This is a genomic window from Kitasatospora sp. NPDC015121 (assembly GCF_055562955.1).
In genome coordinates this window covers 18,270-41,395 of sequence record NZ_JBVHEH010000019.1, presented here as the reverse complement: position 1 = coordinate 41,395, position 23,126 = coordinate 18,270, and the positions used below count along the sequence as shown (strand labels likewise).

The following is a 23,126-nucleotide window of genomic DNA, read 5'->3' as shown; positions in this document are numbered from 1 at the left end:
CTCTTCGGGTCGTTGGACGGTGAGGAGACCGTATCCGGCAAAGCTGGTTACCCGCGCGTTCGGAATGGTGCGGTATCAGCGTTCGGGACAGTGCCCACGTGGAGGATGTATTCGCTGGTGGCGACGGGGCTGGCCGCGCTCGACCTGAGATAGGGCGCGAGCGTCGAGCGGAGGTGCGCTGACATCGAAGCCCAATTCCCTGCGCGTCGAACGGTCTCGCGAAAGTCCTTCAACGCCGGTGCCTGGTCGCACAGTTCCTCGACGGGGTCCGATCCGGCAGGGAGGTGCCATTCGAGCACGTGAGAGGTCGAACGCACCGATACCAATCCCGCTGCCGCCTTCTCGAATTCGCTCGAGTTCGACCATGTCGTCGGTAGTGGTGTGATGCCATTCCACGCAGAGGCGGCCTCCCTGCGGAGTGCTGCTGCCCACCCGTTCTTCGACCACGTTGCGACACAGATGCTTCCGCCCGGCCGGGTCACCCGCACCATTTCCGAGAGGGCGATCGCGGGATCGGGACAGAAGATGATCCCGAAGATGCTGACACAGGCGTCGGCGCTCGAATCCGGCCATGGCAAAGACTGTGCATCGCCGACCGTGAAGGTGGGTTCGGTGGTGCCGGGGTGGGGAATCCAGCGTTCGCGCGCGACCTCGAGCTGGCTGGCGGAGAGATCGAGTGCGTGGACTGTGATGCCGGACCGGGCCGCCGGCAGCGCAAAGTTCCCGGTTCCGGCGCAGACGTCGTACACCGTGCTGACGTGTCCGATCGCGCGCAGTGCCTCCATCGACGCCGGTGAGAGTTGTTCGGCAAGAGGGGAATACGTTGCACCGTTCCATTTTCCCCGATTCACGACAAGCTCCTCTCAATTGTGTCGATGACCGTGTCGAGCGCTGCGCCGGCCGCACGCGCCGCCTCGTCGGGGTTGCCTTCCTCGATGGCTGCGATCAAGGCGCGGTGCTCGTCGACGTGGAATCCCGGACCGATACTCACGGTGGACAGTGAATCCGTGACGGCGGCAAGGACTCCCCGGTAGACGTCGATCAGTGCGGAATTGTGGGACGCCTCGACGATCGAAAGGTGCAGGGCCATGCCGGCTTCGACAGTGAAGCCGCCGACGTGTCCGGGGTGGGCGTTCCAGGTGGCGTGTATCCGCGCGAGATCTTCGGGGGTGCGGTGCTGCGCTGCGAGGCGCGCGGCTTCGACCTCGAGTCCTCGTCGCAAGCTCAGTACGTCGAGAACGTCGCTTCTGGCGAGTCGGCGCCCGAGTAGTCCTTCGACCGGCGACGCCGCCATGACGTACACGCCGCCACCGTGACGGACGGACAGAACTCCGGCGTGTGCAAGAGCCCGTACCGCTTCGCGCATGGTGTTCCGGGCAACTCCCAATTCCTCGACCAGTGCGGTCTCCGGCGGGAGTTTTGATCCGACGGGCCATCGACCGGTCGATATCGCCTCCTCGATCGCCGCAGCGACGATGTCTACCTTGCGCCCGGAATCGGACATGTGTGCCACCTCAGGTAAGTGGGTCAATGACTTGACCGAGGTTAGCGCGTCCGACCAAGTGGGTCAATGACTTGGACGTTACCCGCGTACGTCCAGGCTGCGGGCGTAGTGCTCCTTGAACACCTCGAGATGAGCCCAGGATTCCAAGCCGCTGACGCCGTCGATCCCGCGGATTCGTTCGGACAGCGCATGCAGGTCGCTCGAGGAGTTGGCAGCAACCGTCGCGATCACGTCGTATCGTCCCAGGGTCCGGGCGAGGAATTCGATTCCGGGCAGGGATTCTATCTCCGATACCGCGTTGTCGTCCCGTGAGCCCAGATTGACGCCGATACCCATCGCCAACGTCCGGCCACCGCCTCGCCGCTTGACGACGGCGCCGACGCGCAGTGCCGTGCTCGCGATCAGGTGATTGACCCGGTTGCGTACGGCACTCGGTGACAGTCCGGTGTGTTCGGCCAGTTCGAGAAACGGCATGCGCCCGTTGCGTTCGAGTAGTTCGATCAACGCGACATCCGTCGAGTCGAGTCGGATATCGGCTTGTAAAGCGCTCTCGGGCATGAAGATTCCCTTGATGACGTCGACGTAGACCAGCGTGCTCACCGATCGAACGCCACGTTGTGAGCGGAGTTCGGCGATGGCACGGTACAGATCGTCGTGACTGGGCACCCGAAGTTCCGCAATCACGTTGTACTGCCCGCTGACTGCCGAGATGTAGACGGCGGCCTCGGATTCGATCAACGCGTCCAGCACCGGAGTCATCGGTCCGGACACTGCGATCGAGACGTGCGCAAGCGCCTTCAGTCCGAGAAGTTCGGGGTGTGCGACGGCCACTACGGACACCGTTCCCGAGTCGAGTAGCGCCTGCACTCTGGTGGACACCGCCGCTCGTGGTGCGTCGACCGCCACGGACAGTTCGCGGTACGTCGCTCGCCCGTTGCGCTGAAGTGCGGCAATGAGCTTGGAATCGAGATCGACCGTCATGGTTGCCCCAACTTTTCCAGAGATTTTTCTGTATGAGCTTCCTATTAGAACAGTCGCATGTGGCTATGAATGATGCGGATAAGTGCAGAAATGCTCGAAATCTCGCACAAAAAAGTTGTGTACCGCATGGTCTGAAACTTTGATGCATTGCATAGCGCCAGGTCAGGGCGTAGTTTTCGCTCAACACGCAGTGACCTGCACCACCATCTCGACGAAGGACCACCATGCGCAAGTTGCACACGCACGAAGCCTCGCCTCTCGACGCCACCGGCACGATCTTCACCGGTGCCAAGATCCACACCGTTGACGACAACACGGCAGGCGCTGAAGCGTTCCTGGTGTTCGGAAACCGCTTTGCCGCGGTGGGAACACTCGAGGAATGCCGCACCGAGGCGCGTCGGCTGAGCACTCGCACGACCGCGGTGGTCGAACTCGACGGCGCCACCGTCGTCCCCGGTTTCGTCGATCCGCATGCACACCCGTTGATGTACGGGCAGATGCTCAGCTGGGTGGACTGTGGGCCGGAGAAGGCACATTCCATCCCCGGAATCATTGCGCTACTTCAGGAAGCGGCGCTCACAGCTCCTGCGGGTGTCCCGATTCGTGGCTACGGCTACGAGCACCGCAACCTGATCGAAGGGCGCCATCCACTCAAGGAAGAGCTCGATCAGGTGGCCACCGATCGCGAGGTCTACCTCATGAACGCGAGCGGTCACGGCGGCGTCGTCAACTCCTTCACATTCGACAAGCACGGCATTGACGCGAGCACCGAGAATCCGGCCGGTGGCGAGTTCTTCCGAGATGCAGACGGTGAACTCACCGGTGAGCTCTCCGATGCCGCGTGCAACATCCTCACCGGCGTCAACGGAGTGAAGGTCGGTCATCACGGACCCAACTTCCATCTCGAGGACGAGCCCGTAGAACACCTTCGTCAGCTCTCGGTCGCTCAGGACAAGTTCCTGGCCGGCGGCGTCACCACCATCGGCGACTGCCAGGTGACCCGTCGTGAATTCGACATGTACCTGCGTCTGGCCGAGCAGGATCAACTCAAGACCCGCGTCAGCATGTACATGCTCAGCCACCTCCTCGATCACGTCATCGACACGGGAATGCACGGCGCCTTCGGCAATTCGCGGCTCGCGTTCGGCGGCATCAAGTTCTACGCCGACGGCACTCTCGGCGGCTGGACCGCATACTTCCCCGACGGTTACGTCGGCGACCCGTGCCGCACCGGGCAGCTCTATCACGAGCCGGCGGATTACTCGGATCTGATTGCCAAGGCGCACTCGGTGGGTCTGCAGACCGCCACGCACGCTCAGTCTCCGACCGCCATCGACATGGTGCTCGATGCCATCGAAGCTGCGCAGAAGGCTCACCCCGACGCCGACGCTCGTCACCGCATCGAGCACTGCGGTCTCCCGACTGCCGAGCAGATCGCCCGGATGAACCTGGCCGGCGTCTACCCGGTGAACCAGCCGCAGCACTACTACAACTGGGGCGAGGGCGTCACTGCTGCGATCGGTACTCCGGGTGAGCGGTTCAACCCCCTCGGCGAGTTCATCGCTGCCGAGGTTCCGGTGACCATCAGCTCCGACGCACCCGTCGCCGAGCCCAAGCCGCTCGAAGCAATTCAGGCAGCCGTGACTCGTGTGACGCGTCAGGGCCATCAGCTCGGCTCCGATGCACTCCGCATCACCGCCGACCAGGCATTGCAGGCTCACACGCTCAACGGTGCGCGTGCGCTGGGCCGTGAAGCAGAGCTGGGCAGCATCTCGGTCGGCAAGCGGGCCGACTTCGTCATTCTGGGCGCGGATCCCCTCGAGGTTCCGGCCGACGCGATTGCGCAGATCGAGGTCAGGGAGACCTGGATCGACGGCGAACTCGCACATTCAGGTCATAACCACCTATTGTCGAGCACTTCGACCACCGAGGAAAAGTAATGAACCGAGAGCAACAGATCGTGAAGGCCCGCAAGGCGGGATTCGCAGCCTTCGTCGGTACAACTATCGAGTGGTACGACTTCTACGTATATGCCACGGCAGCCGCCCTGGTGTTCGGTGACATCTTCTTCCCGCCCGGAACCGATCGCCTGACCGGTGTTGCGGCGGCGTTCGCGACGTACGCCGTCGGGTTCTTCGCTCGCCCGCTCGGCGGAATCGTGTTCGGCCATGTCGGTGACAAGATGGGCAGGCGCACCGCACTCGTCGTCACGCTGACGCTGATGGGTGCAGGCACCTTCCTCATCGGCATGTTGCCCACTTACGCGTCGATCGGGTTCTGGGCGCCGCTGCTGCTGGTTCTGCTCCGTTTCGTCCAGGGCTTCGCCGTCGGTGGCGAATGGGGCGGCGCGGTCCTGATGGCCGTCGAGCATGCTCCCGAGGACAAGAAGACTTTCTACGGCGGTTTCGCCCAGCTCGGCAATCCTGCGGGTGCGCTTCTGGCCACCGGTTTCTTCAGCATTCTCTCCACGTTCGGCGACGACGCTCTGCGCGAGTGGGCTTGGCGTCTGCCGTTCCTCTGCTCTGCGCTGCTGATTCTGGTGGGCTTGGTCGTTCGCCTCAAGGTCGAAGAGTCTCCGGTGTTCGAGTCCGAGGTGAAGTCCGCGGACGTACCGGAAATGCTGCCGCTCAAGTACGCGCTGGTGACCAACTGGCGCCCGATCATCCTGGGCATCGGCATTCTGCCCGTCGCAGTCGGCGGCTACTACCTCGTGACGACGTTCATCACGGCGTACGCAACCGATCCCGATGTCGGTTTGTCCGAGACGTTGATTCTCAACGCGCTCAGTGTTGCTGCCGTGGTCGAGTTGATCGCGACTCTCGGAGTGGCGTGGCTCGGCGACAAGGTGGGACGCGTCCGCGTCGTCATCTGGGGTCTTGCTGCGGTCGCAATACTTGCAGCGCCGCAGTTCCTGGTGCTGAAGTCCGGATCCGTGTTCCTGATCTTCCTGACCTTCGCTGTCATGCGACTGGTGCTGGCGGCCACGTACGGTCCGATCGCCGCCGTACTGTCGCAGATGTTCAAGCCGCAGGCTCGTTACACGAGCATCTCGTTGGCGTACCAGGGTGCAGGCGCGATCTTCGGCGGACTGTCCCCGCTAGTGTCGACGCTGATGTACAAGGCAACCGGCAGCATCTGGCCGGTCATCGCACTGCTGATCGGCATGTGCATCCTGAGCATCGTCTGCCTGCTCTTCGCTCCGCAGCACGTGGACGAAGCGACCGATACCGACGGCGTTCCGCAGAACCAGAACCCGCAGGGCCTGAACAAGGAATCCGCTTCTGCCTGACAACTGAGAACACGAAGCTGGGGCAGTACACGATTTCCGTGTGCTGCCCCAGCTGTCGTTTCAGGTCAGTTGTCGTTCAGTGCCTGTTACGCGCCGACGAGATGGCGATGAAAATGATCGCTGCGGCGGTGCGCCTGGCTGAGATTTCTGATCTCACGCAGCCAGAAGTGAGACGCCAGCGCGTTGTTGCTTCCATAGCCGGTGCCGGACGTGTCCTCGTCGATCAGGGCGACAAGCGCTTTGATCAGGCTGGTGACCTTGAGGTTGTTGGTCTGAGAATGTCGGACCAACAGCTCGGCGGCTTCGTCGGTGCTGCAACGGTAGAGGGTGCAGACGATTTCGATGGCGCGCTCGCGGATCCGGCCCGAAGTAGTCGGGATCCGAAGACCGTTCGTCGAGTTGCCGTTCGCCTGGTTGTTCGTGTCGTTGGGGTGAATCATGGTGTTGATCAAGGTATTCCTTTGAACCGCATGGGTTTTGGGCCCGTGCGGTGTGTAGCGCATGTTGATACTGGTGCAGTCGGTACGCGATTGGCGGCGGACTCCGTCGGAGTCTTCGGCCTGGTCAACAATCTGCGGGACTGATGAAAGTGCGTAGTGATCAAAGGCGCGGGTTTGCACCGAACTGGAAGTCTGCCCCTGGAACGAATACTGGAACTGTTGTCCCGGGCGAAGCGACCGGCTGCCTGACTGACGGCTGCCCTCTGATAACCCCACCGTACGTCATGGAGTTGGTTTCAGCTAATCCTTTTGCGGGCGATCGTGCTCACAGTAGGCGGTTTCACCTGCTCAAGGAGTGTTTACGTGGTCGATTATTGCTTGCTTGGTGATAGCCCAGGCGTCGCTTGTCGGGTTGCCGAATTCGCCGTGGCCGACGCCGGGTAGTTCGATCAGGTCGACCACGTCGCCTGCTGCTCGGGCTGCACGGGCGTAGCGCCGACTCTGTTCGATCGACACGACCTTGTCTCCGAGTCCGTGGATCGCTGTGACAGGGAGGCCGGTGGGGAGGTGTTCGATCGGTGATGCGATGCGGTAGCGATCAGGATGATCGGTAGGCATGCCGTCCAGAAGATTTCGAACAAAACGATCTTTGCCCGCGGTTGCGGCGAGCGTCATGTCGAAGACGCCGGCCATGATCGTCGCCGAGCGAACCGGCACGGTCAGGTCGGGTTCCGGAGCATCTGCACCCTGTTGTGAACGCGACGCCACCCAGGCGGCCAGTTGCCCACCCGCGGAGTATCCGGCGATATGTACACGGCTCAAATCCAGTCGCCCGGAAGCCTTTTCCTGCACGATGTCGGCCAGAGCGTTGGTAGCCGCAACGGTATCGGACAGCGTCGTCGGCCAACCGCCCTGTCCACCCACGCGTCTGTATTCGATGTTCCAGACCGCAATTCCGTAGGGGGTCAGCGTTTTTGCCCACGCACCCGCGTACTCGAGATTGCTCTTCTGCGCCCAGCCGCCGCCGTGGATCAATACGACGACCGGCAGATCGTCCTCCGACCCGGCTGGAAGATACAGATCGCCGAAAGTGTCTGCGGCGGCGGCGTATGCGATGCGCACCGGAGCGACGTTGCGGTCGAGGCCGGTTGCGCTGCTGACGGATGCGAGGAGGGCGAGTACACAGACGAGCACTACGGCGAGATACCCGGCCAAGCGGTCGCGGGAGCGGTGCGCGATGACCTGATTCCTCTCGGCGAGCGACGGATGATTGTTCGGAAATCAGTCTATCGGTGCCAGATGAATTTATGGTGTGAGCGAACGGGCCGTACTTGCTCGTACGCGTAGTTCACTGCGAGTGTGGCTCTGAACAGCGGGTACGTCGCCGTCGATCAGGGCCAGTAGCGCACTGACAGCCAATGTAGCTTGCTCTTCCGGGAAGAAATCGACCGCAGTGATCGGGGGGTCGGCGGTCAGCAGAGCGGGTTCGTCGCTGTCCTGCGCAATCAAGACATTTCCGGGGATCGACAGCCCGAGGTCGAGTGCTGCCCTCGCGGCTGCGGGGGCGCAACCGAGGATGACCGACAGGATCGCGTCGGGTGGATTTTCGGACGTCAAGGCTTCGTGGGTCAATGCGTACGCCGTGGCGACCATTTTTTCGACGGTATCGACGCCCTCGAACGGCGTCGGTTCATCGGCGGCGCGGGGCGTCACTCCGTGGGTCCGGCACCACTCGAGGTATGCGGTGTTCGTTGCCCGGGTCCATGCCGAACCCATGCCGGGGTTGAGGATGAGTATGTCCGTCGCACCCTGTTCGGTGAGGTGGTTCAAGAGCGTTTCGGTAGTGGCGACGAGATCGGGTGAGATGCTCCATTCGAACTGGTCGGGGTTTCCGGGACCGACTGCGACAGCGGGGATTCCGATTTTCTTCAAGACGTCGACACGTGGGTCGTGCGTCATCGGGTCCACGATCAGCACGCCGTCCATCTCGATGCGGCGTAGTCCATTCGGATCTTTCATCGACGGCAGCAGCAGGAGCGAGTGATCGCCGTGGAATGCGGCCTGGGTCGCGGCGGTAGCCACGCGCCCGTACCAGTCGAAATTGAGGTACTCGGCCGATGACAGTTGGTCGGGAGCGGGGAGCATGAGCCCCAGGGTGGCGGTACGGCCGGTTCGAAGATTCTGTGCCGAGCGATTGGCCCGGTATCCCAGGCGGTCGGCAACCTCTTGAACTCGAGCTCGCGTGGCCGCGTCGACTCGGCCCTTGCCGTTGAGCGCATAGGAGACCGTCGACACCGCGACGCCGGCGGCGCTCGCGACATCGCGAAGCGTCGGGACGTTCGGCGTGATCATCGGGGTCGCGTCCTCTAGTTGCTGGGCGATTTCTACTCAAGAGTAACGCCCAATCGTTTCGGCAGTGGGAACCTGGCGGACGATTGTTCAGTTGAAGAAATTGCGCCGAATCGTTTCATCAGAGCTATTGACTATGCCGAAACGTTTCGGCACTCTCGTAGAACACCGGGACAACTTCGAGTGAAATTCGGTCGACCTCGGGCACCCTCATTCCCGGTCCATGCGCCTAAATACGACGATCCACGGAGTTACCCCATGAGAGAGAAAACCCGTCCACGTCGCGCGGGTGCTGCTGCAGCGTGGTCGGCCACTGGTGGTTTGGTCGAACGGCCGGGATCGATTCCGGGAGCACCTGAGATCTGGGTCTACGCAGACAAGTTCTCCTACTTCGCCGGCGACACCGTCTCGGTGCGGGTTCACACCACCGCTGACGAATACGACATCGAGGTGGTCCGTGACGGCGCGCGCCCACAGAGCATCGTCAAGTACATCGGGCTACCAGGCAAACAACAGTCGACGCCCGACGACGCCTATGCGACCGGGTGTGATTGGTCGGAATCCGTTGCCTTCACCGTTGCACCGAATTGGGCTTCGGGGATGTACCTGATCCTGGTTCGAATGCGCCACGAAGGTGTGGTCGTCGAACGTGAGGGCTTCTTCATTGTCAAGGCACGCGAACCCGGGCACGCTGACATGGTCCTCATCCACACCACGAGCACGATGTTGGCCTACAACGACTGGGGCGGAGCCAACAATTTCCGTGGTGCCCCGGACGGTGTGGGCGACGTGGCGACACCGATTTCGTCGACGCAGCGTCCCGTTGCGCGCGGGATGTTGCGCAAACCCGAAGGTGCAGCGCGAAACATTCACACCGATATGCCGGGAATCGGATGGGCTCCACGGCACCCGCCGTACGAATGGGCCTGGGTGAACGGATACTCGCGTCATCACGCCGACGCATTCTGGGCGACGTACGAACGCCCGTTCACGGTGTGGGCGGAGGAGCAAGCGTTTCTCGTACACCACATCACCCAGCACGACCTACATGAGGATCCTTCAGCGCTGCGCGGATATTCGTGTGCCGTCGTCGTCGGTCACGACGAGTACTGGTCGTGGGAAATGCGTGATCGTCTCGACGTATTTGTCGAAGGAGGAGGCGGCCTGGCGCGATTCGGCGGGAACTTCCTGTGGCAGGTACGCATCGAAGGTGACGCGCAGATTTGTTACAAGAACCCCTTCGACGATCCCATACGAGAAGTAGATCCCACCCGCGTCACCACGGCATGGGATTCCCCCGAGATTGATCGGCCGGGCGCGTGGACGATGGGTTTGACCGCGATGGCGGGGGTGTACAACCGTTACGGTGCAACAACTCCGAGGTCATCCGGCGGCTTTACTGTATACCGGCCCGATCATTGGGCATTGAACGGAACCGACCTGTATTACGGTGACAACTTCGGAATCGCGCCGGTCTGTATTGCTGCCTTCGCAATGGACGGTGCGGACTACACGTTCAGGAAGGGTCTGCCGTACGCCACCGGCGCCGACGGTGCACCAGCGAATCTGGAAATCATCGCAATGGCGCCGGCAGTATCGGGGTCACGGGACAGCTGGAACGGCACCGTTCCGATTGCTGCGCCCTTCGCCGAGTTGTCGGGAATCTTCGAAAGTGCTTATGGGAGAGAACTCCCCGAGCATCTGCGCGAGTTCGAATACGGTTCGGGAATGGTGGCGACATATCAGCGCGGTCTCGGAACCGTTTTCAATGCCGGGACGACCGAGTGGGTCAGTGGACTGATTCACCGGGATCCTTTCACTGAACGAATAACCGCAAACGTACTGAATCTGTTTGCTGCGCAACTGTCGAGTTTCACTGAGGAGACAAACTGACGGCGGCGACCAGCGGTAGAGTTTGTTGCCCCGAGGATGATGGTCGAAAGATAATCCGTACGTACGTATGTATGGAGATATGAATTCGACTTGAACAGGGCTTTTAATCCAAACTGCCGTAGTCTTCGCCGTTCAGTTGGATGACGGGTGGGTACGGGGAGCTGCCGAACTTCGGCAGTCACGTGCGGATTTCCACGATCAGATCCGCACGTGACCTGGCCGCTGCGATCATGTCGGCGTTCGGTTGATCCACCCGTCTCACCCAGTCCGCGGCCGCTTCGGAACTCCTCCCGAAGCGGCTGTGGCGTTTCATCAACCGCTGCGTGCGTGTCGCCTCCGGAACCTCGAGGTACCAGACGGTGTCGATCGCCGCTCGTACTTGTGGCCAGCTGCCGTTTGGTAGGAGGAGATAGTTTCCCTCGGTGACGATCAGCGGTGTTCGAGGCTCGACAGCGGTTGCGCTGCCGATTGATTCGTCGATCTCGCGATCGAAGACGGGCGCGTACACAATGGAATCTGCCGATCGGAGGCGGTGTAGAAGCGCCGCGTATCCGTCGGCGTCGAAAGTTTCCGGAGCGCCTTTTTGTTCACGCCTGCCGAGTCGGTCGAGTTCCCGATTGGCAAGGTGAAAGCCGTCCATCTCGACGACGGTGCAGCGTGAGTCCAGTTTCTGCGAAATTGCCTGTGAAGCTGTCGATTTCCCGGCTCCAGGGGCTCCCGCGATGCCGAGAATGTATCGACTGTCGTCGGCGATCAGTGAAGCGGCGTGTGAGGCAAGTTGATCGAGCGTCAGCGAGACGGTCGGCGGTGAGGTCCTCACTTGTTGCTCCGATCAATCCGAGGGGCGGGTGCATCGAGAGTACGCCGGAGGTTTCGACCATTGACAGTCTGAATGGACTGTGAAACTGTGAGCCATGCCGCTCGGAAAGTTGGAGGTGAGACCGTGACCCTGCGCGATGCGCAGCGCGAAGCGACGCGCCACCGGATTCTCGATGCGGCAACGGATTTATTGATAGCGGACGGGTATTCGTCGCTGACGACGCAGTCGGTGCAAACCGCTGCCGGAGTCAGTCGGGGCGCTCTGCTGCACCACTTTCCGAACATGCAGGAGCTCACTGCGGCGTTGGTGTCGAACATCGTCGTGCGAAACGAGGCGGCGGTACGAGTTGCCATGTCTCGGCAGGATTCGTCGGTGGACACGATCGAGAACTCGATCTCCGCTCTGTATTCGGCGTTGACTCAGCCGCCGTTTCAAGCGGAACTCGAACTGTGGTCGGCGGCTCGCACGGATCCGGTCTTGGCGGAGGTACTCCGGGAATCGGAGCGAATCGCCGGACGGGATCTACGGCGAGTTGTCCACGACGCTTTCGGTCCCGAAATTGTTGCTTCCGAGAACTATTCCCAGATTGCAGATCTGACGGTGCTGATGCTCCGTGGTTTGGCGCTGTCCCGGGCAGTGCAGAAGAGCGACGCATCTGCGCGTCGTTCGATCAGTCAATGGGCAGGCGTCGTTCGCCTGCTCCTCACCCAGAACTAGCGCAACTCGTTTCGATCGAGGTGCGCTCTGTCGACAGGACCGAAGATGACGGATTTTGCGACTCTGAAATACGAGACCTCGAGCGGTAAGGCATATATCACGCTCAACCGCCCCGACCGGCTCAACGCGATCGACGACCGCATGCCGTCGGAGATTCGGCATGCGGTGGCAGCGGCCAATGACGACGACGATGTTCGCGTGATCATCTTGCAAGGTGCGGGTACTGCGTTTTGTGCCGGATACGATCTCAAGAAGTTTGCCGAGGGCGATCTCGACGGAAAGTGGAACCAGGGCCCGGTGTGGGATCCCATCAAGGACTTTCGCGGGATGAAGCAGAATACCGACGACTTCTTCACGCTCTGGCGATCGCTCAAGCCGACGATCTGCAAGGTCCAGGGATACGCGATCGCCGGCGGGAGTGACATCGCGCTGTCTTGCGACATGCTGATCATGGCCGACGACGCCCGCATCGGGTATCCACCCGCGCGTGTCTGGGGTTGCCCGACAACAGCGATGTGGGTGTACCGCCTCGGGGCCCAACGTGCCAAGCGAATGTTGTTGACGGGAGACACCATTGACGGTGTCACCGCCGCCGATTGGGGGTTGGCACTCGAATCGGTGCCCGCCGACGAATTGGACGCTGCGGTGGAGGCCTTGGCGGATCGCATCGCCGGTGTCCCGCTCAATCAATTGGCAATGCAGAAGATGATGATCAATCAGGCGTACGACAACATGGGATTGCAGGGCACCCAGGTGCTGGCAACTCTGTTCGACGGAATCACGCGTCACTCTCCAGAAGGGCGCTGGTTCAAGGATTTTGCCGAACGTGACGGATTCCATGCCGCGGTGCAGTACCGCGATTCCGGCCGCAAGATTCCAGACGGAGGCGGGCCGCTCCCCGCATCCGACACCCCTCCTCGATAGAAAGTGGATGTGAGATGAGCAGTGTTCTCGAAACGTCGTACTTCCCTGCTGACGTGTCGGACCCGATTGCGGAACAAACGGTGGGTGGGCTGCTGCGAGAGTGCGCCGCGGACTCGCCGAACCTGACAGCAATCAGAGAAGTGGTTCCGGCGCAATCGCATTCGCTGTCCGGGGCCGCTGAAACAGATCGCACCTGGACCTTCGCCGAACTTCTGGCGGAAGCGGAGGGATGTGCGCACTACCTCTTGTCGCAGTTCGACCGCGGCGACCGGATCACCGTTTGGGCACCGAACGTTCCGGAATGGATGATTCTGCAATACGGCGCTGGGCTCGCCGGGATGGTTCTGGTGACCGCCAATCCTGCGTTGGGTGCGGAGGAGCTGGCGTACGTCTTGTCGCAATCCCAGTCTCGCGGGCTCTTCCACACCGGAAAGTTCCGCGGCGGCGATATGGCGGCCGTTGCATCCGAGGCGATTTCGATTTCGGGAGAGGAAGTTCTCGCAGTCAACTTCGAGGATTGGGATCGTCAGGTTCGAGGTTGGGCGGGCGAACGGGGCGTACTGCCCGAAGTCTCTCCTGACGACAATGCGCAGATTCAGTACACGTCGGGGACCACCGGCGCGCCCAAGGGGGCGCTGCTGCACCACCGAGGTTTGGTCAACAATGCCGATTTCGTCAGTCGGCGAGGCAAATTCCCCGAACGCGGTTCGGTGGTTTCGGCCATGCCGCTGTTCCACACCGCCGGGTGCGGCATCCTGGTTCTCGGCGCGGCACAGCGAAGAATGTCCATCGGCCTGATCCAGTACTTCGATCCGACTGCGGTTCTCGATGCGGCGGAACGCTTTCACGCCGACGTGGTCAGTGGAGTGCCGACGATGCTGATCGCCATGATCAACGACGCCACCTTCGCCGGCCGCGATTTCTCGGCCTGCTCGGTGGTCGTATCCGGTGGATCGTCGGTGCCGCCCGAACTCGTCAGCACGGTGGAGTCGGCCCTCGGTGCGGGATTCAGCATCGTCTACGGACAAACCGAGGCCAGCCCCGTGATCACACAAACCAGTCCGGCGGACACGCCCGAAGACAAGTCGGAGACGGTCGGCCTCGCGTTGCCTCAGGTCGAGGTGAAGATCTCCGACGTCGTGACCGGGGACAGCGTCCCGCTCGGCGAACAAGGCGAGATCTGTGCTCGCGGGTACCTCGTCATGACCGAGTACTTCCGCAATCCGGAGGCCTCGGCCGCCACTGTCGACGAGGACGGTTGGTTGCATACCGGTGACCTGGGGACGATGGATCAACGTGGATACGTCCGGGTGACCGGCCGCCTCAAGGACATGATCATCCGCGGCGGGGAGAACATCTATCCGCGTGAGGTCGAGTCCGTGATCTTCACGCACCCGAAGATTCTGGACGTCGCGGTTGTCGGTGTCCCCGACGAGGTGTGGGGTGAGCGGGTCGTCGCCGTGATCCGGTGGAAGGACGAGTCCGACCAACCGACCGCCGCTGAACTGGTCGAATTCTGCACCGAACGACTGGCTCGCCACAAGGCACCCAAGGAGTGGTTCAGTGCGGAGGCGTTTCCACTGACAGGGTCGGGCAAGATCCAGAAGTATCGGATCGCGAGCTTGGTAGGCGAAGGCGCTTACGGGGTCGTCAGCTGATCTCAGCGCATAGCACGTCGAAGCGATTCTGTCTGGCTTATCCCCGTAAATCGCTTCGACGTGCCCTGTTTATCCTGGTGGCGTGAGTTCATCCCTCGGTGAGACCGGACACAAAGCCAACTCCAACCGCATTCGCGCCACAGCCTTTGCGTCGAAGGTGATGTCCGCGGCCGACGCGGTGAAGTTCATTCATCCGGGTGACACCGTCGCGATCAGTGGTTTCGCCAGTGCCGGTACACCCAAGGTTGTGATCCCGGCTCTCGCCGAGCGCATTCACCAGACCCGCGGCAACGGATCGAACTTCACGATCAATCTCCTCACCGGCGCTTCGGTGTCCACCGAGACCGAGAGACTGCTCGCGGAGGTCGACGGAATCGCGCTGCGCATGCCGTATCAGTCCGAGGCCACCGCACGTCGCCGGATCAACGACGGGCGCATGGACTACGTGGACATCCATCTCTCCCACGTGGCTCAGCAGGTGTGGGAGGGCTACTACGGCAATGTCGACGTCGCTGTGGTCGAGGTCGCGGGTATCACCGAATCGGGTGAACTGATTCCCTCCGCGTCGATCGGCAACAACAAGACGTGGCTCGACGTAGCCGACAGGGTCATCCTCGAAGTCAACTCATGGGTCCCCGAGGCGATGGAAGGTATTCACGACGTCTATTACGGCACCGCGTTGCCGCCGCATCGCAAGCCGCTCGAGATTATTCGTGTCGAGGACCGGATCGGCCAGACCACGTTCCGGGTGGATCCCGCGAAGGTTGTGGCCGTTGTCGAGACCAACTGCCGTGACAGTGCGAGCCCACTCACCGCGCCTGACGCCGTCAGCGAGGCGATCGCCGGCCACGTCCTGGAATTCTTCGACTTCGAGGTTCGTGCCGGACGGATGCCTGCCGATACGTTGCTTCCGCTGCAGGCGGGCATCGGCAATGTCGCCAACGCGGTGCTCGGAGGTCTCGATCGCGGGCCGTACCGAGGGTTGACCTGCTACTCCGAGGTCATCCAGGACGGGATGCTGAAGCTCATCAAAGACGGAACCGTCGCGCATGCGTCGTCGACGGCTTTGGCGCTCACCGAAGAAGGCATCGAGGAACTGACTGCGAACATCGACTTCTATCGCAATCACATCACGCTGCGACCGCAGGAGATCAGCAACCACCCCGAGGTGGTGCGCAGACTCGGAATCATCGCCATGAACGGCATGCTCGAGGCCGACATCTACGGCAATGTGAACTCGACGCACGTCATGGGGACGAAGATCATGAACGGAATCGGCGGCTCGGGAGACTTCGCCCGCAACGGCTACGTGTCCATGTTCCTGAGCCCGTCGACGGCCCGCGGCGGTGAGATCTCGGCGATCGTGCCGATGGTCCCGCACGTCGATCACACCGAGCACGACACTCAGGTGTTGGTGACCGAGCAGGGATTGGCGGATCTGCGAGGTCTGTCTCCGCGGCGACGCGCACGCCTGATCGTCGACAACTGTGCTCACCCGGAGTTCCGGCCGCTGCTCCACGATTACATCGCTCGCGCCGACGCTCAGCCGGGTGCGGGGCAGACTCCGCACCTCCTGTGCGAGGCATTCTCGTTCCATCAGCGGTACATCGACACGGGTTCGATGCGGCTTTCCTGACGCCGGGCAATGCCGCTGACAGTGAGAGAATGCGAACGTGAGCCGAACCGGGGTACCTGACGACGCCATACGCCGGGTCGCAGCGGCAGGTGCGGACGACGCCGGTGGCCTACCCGTCGAACTGCTGGGTGACTTCCTCGACGTGCTCAGCGACGCGGTTTGTGAAGGAAAACCGCTGCAGCGTCGTCAGCTGCATCGTTTCCGCGCCCGCGGTGAAGAAGCAGCGCAGCAGGGTGTCGCCCTGCGAGCCCTGCTCGATCTGTATCTCTCCTCGGCCTGGCGCCTGTGGCGTGAACTCCCCGCTGTTGTTGCGGCGCAATCGGATCCGACTGCCGTAGTCGCTGCCGGTGAAGTCATGCTGCGCGCCGTCGACGATGCCGTGGCCGAACTGGCCGAAGGATTTCAGTTGGCCAGGCGATCACTGGTCCGCTCGCAGGTATCGGCACGCCGCGAGTTCGTCGACGACCTGTTGACCGGCGGCGCTGACGTCGTCGGATTGTTGGGTCGTGCTTCAGGATTCGGACTCCACCTCAGCGGGCCGCATGCTGTGGCCGTGGTAACCGCTGCCCGCGAATTCACCGACGACAACCCCTTGGTGCGGGCCGTCGAACGTGCTGTCCTGGGCAGCAAAGGCGATGCCGACGCGTTGGTTGCCAGCAAGAGCGGAAAACTTGTCGTCGTTTTCGCGGCGCCGGATCGCGATGCAGTCGATCACGTGCTGGCGGGCATTCGATCGGCTCTCGGACCCGGAACCGACGACGACGGCCGCGTGCAGTTGCAGCGACGCGCGCTGAACGGCACCTGGCAGATCGCGGTCGGGCGTCCGCGCGCCACTGCTTCCGGCGTGGTGGCGTCGTACCGGGAAGCGCTCGACGCACTCGACCTGGCGCAACGCCTGTCGTTGGACGCGCGGGTCATCGATGCTCGTGACCTGCTGGTCTACCGGGTTCTGGTCAACGACAGGCCGGCGGTCACCGATCTGATCCACACCCTGCTCACACCGCTGCTCGAGGCGCGCGGCGGCGCAGGGCCGATGATCGACACATTGCTCGCGTACTTCTCCGCCGGCGGCAATACCGCGAAGACCGCCCGTGATCTGCATCTGTCGGTCCGCGCGGTGACGTACCGCTTGGACCGTATCCGTGAACTCACCGGCCAGAACGTCAACGACCCCAATGACAGCTTCGCCCTCCACGCGGCGGTACTGGGCGCCAAGCTGCTCGACTGGCCTGCCACCGAGCTGACCTGATCAGCTGGCGCGGGCCCGTTCCTCGTAGGCAGCGCGGGCTGCGGTGTCGACGTCGCCGAGAAACTGTGTCTCGACGCCGAACAGTCGACTCAATGCCTCGTACGGCCGCCGGGGGAAGAACCCCTGGGCCTGCACCAGTAGCCCGGACACTCGTGTAATGCGCACGCGTGGTCGGGGTTTGGTCATCAATCCGACTATGGCTTCGGCGATTTCCTCCGGCTGAACCTCGCGGAATCCCTTCATTCCCGAAGTGCCCGAGGTGAGTTGGGTGTTGGTGAGCGTCGGCAGTACGGACGAGACGTGTACACCGGTGCCACGAACTTCCTTGCGAACCGAATCGGTGAATCCCAAGACCGCATGCTTGGCGCCGCAGTACGTCGACAAACCGGGGCACGGGAGTTCGCCTGCAAGCGAAGCGATGTTGATGACGTGCCCGCGCCCCCGCGGCAGCATCCGGCGCAGTGCGAGCTTGGTTCCCGTGATCACGCCGAGGACGTCGATCTCGATGATGCGTCTGGTGACGGTGTCGTCTTCGTCGACGATCCGGCCCACCGGCATGATGCCTGCATTGTTGACCAGTACGTCGATCGGGCCGAGTTCACCTTCGACGGTGTCGAGGAAGTCGAAGAACGAGGCAGGGTCGGTGACGTCGAGACGCCCGAACGTCCGGATATCCAAATCCTTCGCCGCCTGCGCGAGAGTGGCTTCATCGATATCGCCGATCGTGACTGTCGCGCCCAGGCTGACGAGCCGTTTCGCGGTGGCGAATCCGATGCCCCGGGCGCCGCCGGTGATGACCACTACCTGACCGTCGAAAGGCTTGTTCATGTCGCGAAGGTCTCCAGAACTAGGGGGATGGGATTGCAGTGACGTGAAACTGCGGTGACGAAACTGCGGTGACGAAACTGCGGTGAGATGTGATTGTGGACCAGCCGAAACTGGGTTGCTAGGGCTCCTTGGCTGAACCGAAGCGGTAGATTTGTGACAAAGTCACAAATTGGATCCCAGTCGGAAAGGCGCCCATGGACACCTCGGAGTTGGATGGTTGGATTGCGAATCTCGCGCCCATCTATCTCCAACCCGAGGTGATCGACGGTTTCGTCCAACGCATCGACGACGCCATTGCCGCGGCAAATCCCGAGGTGGCGGCTGATCGGGAGCTACGACGCGATGTGGATGCAAGCACCACGGCGCAGCTCCGCGTCATCGTGGCCGCGATCGCGGGCGGTTCCGAGGAGGTCACTCCGCCGGCGGAGTCGATTGCGCTTGCACTCACCGTCGCTCGACGCGGTATGGATCTTCGGGTCCTTCTCAAGATCTACGGTGCCGGACGCCTCGCGATGCTGGGTTTCGTCGACGAGTCGATCGAGGCGCTGCCGATCGGTCCCGAACTCAAACGCGCCCTTCTGGTTCGGGTCTGGGGCTCGGCGATGAGGTGGCTGGAGGTGACCACCGAACTGTTGGTGGCGACGTATGCGCAGGAGCGGGAGAGCCTGGCGCGCGGCGCTTTTGCACGTCGGTCCGAGACGGTGCACGCGATTGTCGCCGGCGAAGCACTTCACTCCGACGAAGCCTCCCGGATTCTGGACTACCCGATGCGGCGCCACCACACCGCGTTTGTTCTCTGGACGGACGACACCGACCCGGCCGCGGACGTATTGGCCAGGTTGGACTCGTACGCACGTTCCTTCGTGGACGAATCCAAAGGGGAGCGTGTTCTCACTCTGCCTTCGGGCGCACGCGAGCTGTGGTCGTGGGTCGCGCATTTCGACAGCCGTGAGTGGGCGTCGCTCGATCGTGCTCGGATTTCGGACCTTCGTGTCGCAGTGGGGGCCGGCGGGTACGGGATGGAGGGATTCGCTCGCAGTCATCGCGAGGCGCTCGCCGCCCAGCGCGTCGCGGTCCGTTCCACGGGTTCGCCGGGCGTCACCGTCTACGAGGACGTTCAGGTTCCCTGTCTGCTCACCGACGATCTGGACGAACTCCGTGCGCTGGTGGCTCGGGAACTGAAGGGCTTGGCCGGCACGGACGGCGTCACGTCGCGGATCCGGAACACGGTCCGGGTCTACTACGAGAACAATTGCACCGCAGCCGCTACGGCCGCAGCCCTCGGTCTGCACAAGAACACCGTGCGGTATCGACTCGATCAGGCCGAAACACTACTAGGCCGCAGCGTGGACCAGCGTCGACTGCCGACGGAGTTGGCCCTCATCGCTCTGGAGAGCTACGGAGCCGCCGTCCTACCGAACCCATGACTCGCTACTGCATGTCGTCGAGCCCGGGGAGCGAGTAGCCGGAGTTGTCATCCCAATCGGCGGGGGTGTCGTCGAGTGAAACGTCCCAGTCGGCGTCAGGCACCGCTCGCCGGAGTTCGGTCAGAGCGTTGAACCAGTAGACGAGCGAAGGGATCACCTCGGTCGGATCGCTCGAGATCTTCGTCGAACCGTTGAGCAGAGTGTCGGGGATATCCGACGGGTAGAGGTCGAGGACCTCGGCGTCGAACGGAAATTCTTCGTTGTGAACGGCGATGAGTCGGTCGACTTCGGCCTTCTCGTCGTCGGTCAGCGGTGTGGTGCGGACGGCGGAGTAGTACAACGAGGTGCTCATGCTTGCCAGGCTAGAACAAGATGCCCTCCAAGAGTGGTTTCGGCTGCAAACCGCCCAAACTGCCGAGTTTCGGCAACTTTATGGTCAAAAGTCGTCGATATTTCGACCGGGATGGAGATAAGTCGGCAAGGAACACTGGAGAAGACGGCGAGACGGCCGTCCGAACTCAGTGAAGGAGCTCCCCGTGACCGCAGTCATCAGTGCCATTCGGGTAGGTGGTCAGCGATGAACGTTCCCATGTGGGCGTGGGCCGCGTTCGCCGCAGTCATCGTCGTCATGTTGCTCATCGACCTGCTCGCCCACCGCGGCGCGCACGTCATCGGCTTCAAGGAAGCGGCCTGGTGGAGTGCGCTCTGGGTCGGTTTGTCTCTCGTGTTCGCGGTGGTCGTCACCCTGACCTTGGGGGTGAACTCGGGCGTCGAATTCACAACAGCCTGGCTGTTGGAGAAGAGTCTGTCCGTCGACAACCTCTTCGTGTTCGCCCTGATCTTCGGATACTTCAAGGTGCCCCGTGAGTACCAGCACCGCGTGTTGTTCTTCGGTGTCATCGGCGCCCTGATCTTCCGCGGTATCTTCCTCGCCGCGGGCGTTGCAGTGGTCAGCAAGTTCACGGCCGTACTGTTCGTCTTCGCCGCCATCCTGCTCTACAGCGCTTACAAGCTGCTCAAGGACGACGACGAGAGCTTCGATCCGGGAACCTCGCTGGCAGTTCGCCTGCTGCGCAAGATCATGCCGGTCCGCGAGGAATACGCAGGAACCAAGTTCTTCGTCAAGGAAGCCGGAAAGCGCGTCGCAACACCGCTGTTCGCCGTCGTCGTCGCCATCGAGGCCGCCGACCTCGTGTTCGCAGTCGACAGTGTCCCGGCAGTGCTCGCAGTGAGTGACGATCCGTTCATCGTGTACTCCAGCAACGCGTTTGCGATCCTGGGTCTGCGTGCCCTGTACTTCCTGCTCTCGGGTCTGCTCGAGAAGTTCCACTACCTGTCCAAGGGTCTGTCGATCATTCTCGCCTTCATCGGCGTGAAGCTGATCATGCAGGCCAGCCACAAGGTGATCAGCACGTCGATCCCCGAGATCCCCTCGCTGGTCAGCCTCGCAGTGATCATCGTGGTGTTGGCGGGCTCGATCATCCTGAGCCTCAAGAAACCACTACCGGAGGAACCTGACGCCGAAGAGGTTGCGTCCGGTGACACACCGGTGGAACTCGAGAAGGCGGGCACTGACGCCGACGGCGAGAAATCGGGAATCGAGCTCGCGGCCGGTGAGCGCGACGACGATGACGACAAGGTCGATGCTCGCACTAGGGGCTGACGCCTGATCGGCTGAACCGAATCGAAAGGGAGACCACACAACGAGGTGTGGTCTCCCTTTTCGTTTCTCGCGTCTTCTCGCGGCCAAACAGACCACTGATCGGGAAGGTGTGTTCTCACTCGACCGCAGGCGATCTACCTTGGCGGATGCCCGACGTCCGAGATCAGGAGTGCACATGACAATTCACGCGGAAGTCATCACGATGCTGGCCACGCTCAACGCTGCTTTCCCGGACGTCACCAGCTTCGAGCCGTCGGAGCTGCGCGCTCTGCTTCGAAATCGACGAGCCCCGCTGGAACGGCTTCCCGATATGCGTGCTGTCGAAGATCTCGCAATCGACGGACCCGGGGGAGATCTGTCGATCCGCGTCTACCGCCCGCACACGTCCTCCGACGCTGTGCCGCTGGTCGTCTTCGCTCATGGCGGAGGCTTCGTGTTCTGTGACCTGGACAGCCATGACGAATTCTGCCGATCCATGGCGGAAGGTGTCGGCGCTGTGGTGGTCTCCGTCGACTATCGTCTGGCCCCTGAGCATCCCGCGCCGGCAGCACACGACGACGTCTATGTCGCATTGGAGTGGGCGGCGAAGCACGCGCAAGAGTACGGCGCAGACCCGAACCGGATCGTGCTTGCCGGCGACAGTGCGGGTGGCAATCTTGCTGCGACAGTTGCGATCGCAGCCCGCGATCGTGGAGGCCCGGCGGTCGCGGCGCAAGTTCTCATCTATCCCGTGATCGACGACGATTTCGACACCGAGTCCTACCGCCGTTACGGGACCGATCACTACAACACGACTACGGCCATGAAGTGGTACTGGGACCAGTATGCCCCCGAACGCCGAGATGACGCGCGGGTGATACCCACTCGGGCAGAGTCATTCGCGGATCTACCAGCGGCCGTCGTTCTGACAGCCGAGCTGGACCCGCCGTGCTCGTCCGGCGACGAGTACGCGAAACTGCTTGCCTCGGCCGGCGTCCCTGTGCAGCATCATCGCTTCGACGGGCTGTTTCACGGATTCCTCACCATTCCGTCGTTGTCACTCACAGAACCGGCACGCCGGAAAGCCTGGGCGATGATCCGTGAGGCGTCAGCCGCCGCTCGGTAGGACTTCGTCGCCCAGTTTGCCGAAGGTGTGGCAGACCCTGTCCCGCGCAATGACTTCGGTGCATTCGGGGTCGAACCATCGATCAACGACGCCCCAGTGGATCGGATGGTCGAGGTACTGGGTCTGCAGTGACGCGAGGTCGGTGAATTCCTGCTCCCACACGTGGGTCCACGGTGCTTCGTCGGATGCGTGGCACTCGTCCGTCGCCGCACTCACTCGACTGAGTCGCCAGGCCGCGATCGAGGAGATATGACCGGGCATCTTCAGCAAGTCGCTTTCGAAGCGTTCGATCGTGTCCTCGGGAGTATCGGGCGCGACGCGGATCAGCAGCGCCCGGTACACCCCGTTCGGCCCGGTGGCGCGCGAGCGACCTGCGGTCCCGGACGTGTACTCGGCGCCGTGAACTTGTCCGACGGCGGCGTGGTGAAGCCCGGCGTCAACGGCACCTCGAGAGGCCTGCCACGCAGCTTCGTCCTCGAACTGGAGATGCACGATCAGATCTCCGCCGTTGATGACGCCGGGCAGTGTGGCGGTGACGAGATGGCGAACTGCGCCCGACGATTCCGCCGCTGCTGCAATGGTGTTCATCGCATCGGCCCAGCCGTCCGATTCTGTGTCATCGGCAGTGAAGACCACCCGTGTG

21 protein-coding genes are annotated in these 23,126 nt (G+C 62.3%); 11 read left to right on the top strand and 10 right to left on the bottom strand.

The features are described from left to right. Positions 1-47: 47 nt before the first annotated feature. The 3 genes from ACZ3J7_RS26975 to ACZ3J7_RS26965 form a co-directional block, all read right to left on the bottom strand. Entirely contained in the window at positions 48-851 is an 804-nt protein-coding gene (locus ACZ3J7_RS26975) for a class I SAM-dependent methyltransferase (protein WP_298781804.1), read from the bottom strand. Further along, entirely contained in the window at positions 848-1,504 is a 657-nt protein-coding gene (locus tag ACZ3J7_RS26970; protein WP_298781807.1) for a FadR/GntR family transcriptional regulator, read from the bottom strand. Before ACZ3J7_RS26970 ends, ACZ3J7_RS26975 begins: the two co-directional genes overlap by 4 nt. Before the next feature lie 78 nt (positions 1,505-1,582). Next, entirely contained in the window at positions 1,583-2,485 is a 903-nt protein-coding gene (locus ACZ3J7_RS26965) for an Lrp/AsnC family transcriptional regulator (protein ID WP_095972349.1), read from the bottom strand. Positions 2,486-2,709: 224 nt separating this feature from the next. Between ACZ3J7_RS26965 and ACZ3J7_RS26960 the strand changes: the two genes are divergently transcribed. Both ACZ3J7_RS26960 and ACZ3J7_RS26955 read left to right on the top strand, forming a co-directional pair. After that, complete coding sequence (locus tag ACZ3J7_RS26960) at positions 2,710-4,425, top strand: amidohydrolase (protein ID WP_298781811.1); 1,716 nt, start codon at positions 2,710-2,712, stop codon at positions 4,423-4,425. After that, the gene (locus ACZ3J7_RS26955) at positions 4,425-5,774 is read left to right on the top strand and encodes an MFS transporter (protein ID WP_166809855.1); all 1,350 of its coding nucleotides are present in this window, start codon (positions 4,425-4,427) and stop codon (positions 5,772-5,774) included. The genes ACZ3J7_RS26960 and ACZ3J7_RS26955 overlap by 1 nt, the downstream gene beginning before the upstream one ends. A gap of 86 nt (positions 5,775-5,860) precedes the next feature. On the opposite strand, the gene ACZ3J7_RS26950 is transcribed toward ACZ3J7_RS26955, so the two are convergent. The 3 genes from ACZ3J7_RS26950 to ACZ3J7_RS26940 form a co-directional block, all read right to left on the bottom strand. Then, positions 5,861-6,394 carry an ANTAR domain-containing protein gene (locus ACZ3J7_RS26950; protein ID WP_232508961.1) on the bottom strand — a complete coding sequence of 178 codons (534 nt, stop codon included), beginning with the start codon at positions 6,392-6,394 and terminating at the stop codon, positions 5,861-5,863. Between the two features lie 168 nt (positions 6,395-6,562). After that, on the bottom strand, positions 6,563-7,336 hold the full coding sequence (locus ACZ3J7_RS26945) for an alpha/beta hydrolase family protein (protein WP_465625524.1): 774 nt from the start codon (positions 7,334-7,336) through the stop codon (positions 6,563-6,565). A gap of 183 nt (positions 7,337-7,519) precedes the next feature. Next, a complete protein-coding gene (locus ACZ3J7_RS26940) occupies positions 7,520-8,566 on the bottom strand; it encodes a LacI family DNA-binding transcriptional regulator (protein ID WP_235170564.1) in 1,047 nt (348 codons plus the stop codon). Between the two features lie 255 nt (positions 8,567-8,821). Between ACZ3J7_RS26940 and ACZ3J7_RS26935 the strand changes: the two genes are divergently transcribed. Further along, positions 8,822-10,456, top strand: coding sequence for a N,N-dimethylformamidase beta subunit family domain-containing protein (locus tag ACZ3J7_RS26935; RefSeq protein WP_298781839.1), 1,635 nt, complete (start codon positions 8,822-8,824; stop codon positions 10,454-10,456). A gap of 178 nt (positions 10,457-10,634) precedes the next feature. Here ACZ3J7_RS26935 and ACZ3J7_RS26930 read toward each other — a convergent pair whose 3' ends face one another. Further along, complete coding sequence (locus tag ACZ3J7_RS26930; RefSeq protein ID WP_235170562.1) at positions 10,635-11,276, bottom strand: nucleoside/nucleotide kinase family protein; 642 nt, start codon at positions 11,274-11,276, stop codon at positions 10,635-10,637. Between the two features lie 123 nt (positions 11,277-11,399). Here ACZ3J7_RS26930 and ACZ3J7_RS26925 point away from each other — a divergent pair, with 123 nt between their 5' ends. From ACZ3J7_RS26925 to ACZ3J7_RS26905, 5 genes are all read left to right on the top strand, one after another. Further along, the gene (locus tag ACZ3J7_RS26925) at positions 11,400-11,993 is read left to right on the top strand and encodes a TetR/AcrR family transcriptional regulator (RefSeq protein ID WP_095972387.1); all 594 of its coding nucleotides are present in this window, start codon (positions 11,400-11,402) and stop codon (positions 11,991-11,993) included. 45 nt (positions 11,994-12,038) lie between these two features. Next, complete coding sequence (locus ACZ3J7_RS26920) at positions 12,039-12,917, top strand: crotonase/enoyl-CoA hydratase family protein (RefSeq protein ID WP_298781843.1); 879 nt, start codon at positions 12,039-12,041, stop codon at positions 12,915-12,917. A gap of 14 nt (positions 12,918-12,931) precedes the next feature. Continuing rightward, positions 12,932-14,575 carry an AMP-binding protein gene (locus tag ACZ3J7_RS26915; protein ID WP_353799014.1) on the top strand — a complete coding sequence of 548 codons (1,644 nt, stop codon included), beginning with the start codon at positions 12,932-12,934 and terminating at the stop codon, positions 14,573-14,575. Between the two features lie 82 nt (positions 14,576-14,657). Further along, positions 14,658-16,211 carry an acetyl-CoA hydrolase/transferase family protein gene (locus ACZ3J7_RS26910; protein WP_298781848.1) on the top strand — a complete coding sequence of 518 codons (1,554 nt, stop codon included), beginning with the start codon at positions 14,658-14,660 and terminating at the stop codon, positions 16,209-16,211. A 37-nt stretch (positions 16,212-16,248) separates the two neighbouring features. Beyond that, a complete protein-coding gene (locus ACZ3J7_RS26905) occupies positions 16,249-17,460 on the top strand; it encodes a PucR family transcriptional regulator (RefSeq protein ID WP_298781852.1) in 1,212 nt (403 codons plus the stop codon). Here the strand turns inward: ACZ3J7_RS26905 and ACZ3J7_RS26900 are convergent, their stop codons facing one another. Continuing rightward, on the bottom strand, positions 17,461-18,288 hold the full coding sequence (locus ACZ3J7_RS26900; protein WP_298781855.1) for an SDR family oxidoreductase: 828 nt from the start codon (positions 18,286-18,288) through the stop codon (positions 17,461-17,463). Positions 18,289-18,482: 194 nt separating this feature from the next. Between ACZ3J7_RS26900 and ACZ3J7_RS26895 the strand changes: the two genes are divergently transcribed. Next, the gene (locus ACZ3J7_RS26895; RefSeq protein WP_095972364.1) at positions 18,483-19,715 is read left to right on the top strand and encodes a PucR family transcriptional regulator; all 1,233 of its coding nucleotides are present in this window, start codon (positions 18,483-18,485) and stop codon (positions 19,713-19,715) included. Positions 19,716-19,719: 4 nt separating this feature from the next. On the opposite strand, the gene ACZ3J7_RS26890 is transcribed toward ACZ3J7_RS26895, so the two are convergent. Continuing rightward, positions 19,720-20,067 (bottom strand): hypothetical protein, encoded by a 348-nt coding sequence (locus ACZ3J7_RS26890; RefSeq protein WP_298781861.1) that lies wholly within the window; start codon positions 20,065-20,067, stop codon positions 19,720-19,722. Between the two features lie 225 nt (positions 20,068-20,292). Between ACZ3J7_RS26890 and ACZ3J7_RS26885 the strand changes: the two genes are divergently transcribed. Both ACZ3J7_RS26885 and ACZ3J7_RS26880 read left to right on the top strand, forming a co-directional pair. Then, a complete protein-coding gene (locus ACZ3J7_RS26885; protein ID WP_166809843.1) occupies positions 20,293-21,378 on the top strand; it encodes a TerC family protein in 1,086 nt (361 codons plus the stop codon). 175 nt (positions 21,379-21,553) lie between these two features. Next, positions 21,554-22,483, top strand: coding sequence for an alpha/beta hydrolase (locus tag ACZ3J7_RS26880; protein ID WP_298781865.1), 930 nt, complete (start codon positions 21,554-21,556; stop codon positions 22,481-22,483). Here ACZ3J7_RS26880 and ACZ3J7_RS26875 read toward each other — a convergent pair. Beyond that, positions 22,466-23,119, bottom strand: a complete 654-nt coding sequence (locus ACZ3J7_RS26875) for a Dabb family protein (protein WP_465625519.1) — start codon at positions 23,117-23,119, stop codon at positions 22,466-22,468. The genes ACZ3J7_RS26880 and ACZ3J7_RS26875 overlap by 18 nt on opposite strands. Positions 23,120-23,126: the final 7 nt, after the last annotated feature.

Excerpts from the sequence above, each read along its gene's own strand:
- ACZ3J7_RS26915 (WP_353799014.1), top strand. The coding sequence starts at position 12,932 with ATGAGCAGTGTTCTCGAAACGTCGTACTTCCCTGCTGACGTGTCGGAC.
- ACZ3J7_RS26960 (WP_298781811.1), top strand. The coding sequence starts at position 2,710 with ATGCGCAAGTTGCACACGCACGAAGCCTCGCCTCTCGACGCCACCGGC.
- ACZ3J7_RS26935 (WP_298781839.1), top strand. The coding sequence starts at position 8,822 with ATGAGAGAGAAAACCCGTCCACGTCGCGCGGGTGCTGCTGCAGCGTGG.
- ACZ3J7_RS26965 (WP_095972349.1), bottom strand. The coding sequence starts at position 2,485 with ATGACGGTCGATCTCGATTCCAAGCTCATTGCCGCACTTCAGCGCAAC.
- ACZ3J7_RS26970 (WP_298781807.1), bottom strand. The coding sequence starts at position 1,504 with ATGTCCGATTCCGGGCGCAAGGTAGACATCGTCGCTGCGGCGATCGAG.
- ACZ3J7_RS26895 (WP_095972364.1), top strand. The coding sequence starts at position 18,483 with ATGGACACCTCGGAGTTGGATGGTTGGATTGCGAATCTCGCGCCCATC.
- ACZ3J7_RS26900 (WP_298781855.1), bottom strand. The coding sequence starts at position 18,288 with ATGAACAAGCCTTTCGACGGTCAGGTAGTGGTCATCACCGGCGGCGCC.
- ACZ3J7_RS26890 (WP_298781861.1), bottom strand. The coding sequence starts at position 20,067 with ATGAGCACCTCGTTGTACTACTCCGCCGTCCGCACCACACCGCTGACC.
- ACZ3J7_RS26880 (WP_298781865.1), top strand. The coding sequence starts at position 21,554 with ATGACAATTCACGCGGAAGTCATCACGATGCTGGCCACGCTCAACGCT.
- ACZ3J7_RS26940 (WP_235170564.1), bottom strand. The coding sequence starts at position 8,566 with ATGATCACGCCGAACGTCCCGACGCTTCGCGATGTCGCGAGCGCCGCC.
- ACZ3J7_RS26885 (WP_166809843.1), top strand. The coding sequence starts at position 20,293 with ATGAACGTTCCCATGTGGGCGTGGGCCGCGTTCGCCGCAGTCATCGTC.
- ACZ3J7_RS26920 (WP_298781843.1), top strand. The coding sequence starts at position 12,039 with ATGACGGATTTTGCGACTCTGAAATACGAGACCTCGAGCGGTAAGGCA.
- ACZ3J7_RS26955 (WP_166809855.1), top strand. The coding sequence starts at position 4,425 with ATGAACCGAGAGCAACAGATCGTGAAGGCCCGCAAGGCGGGATTCGCA.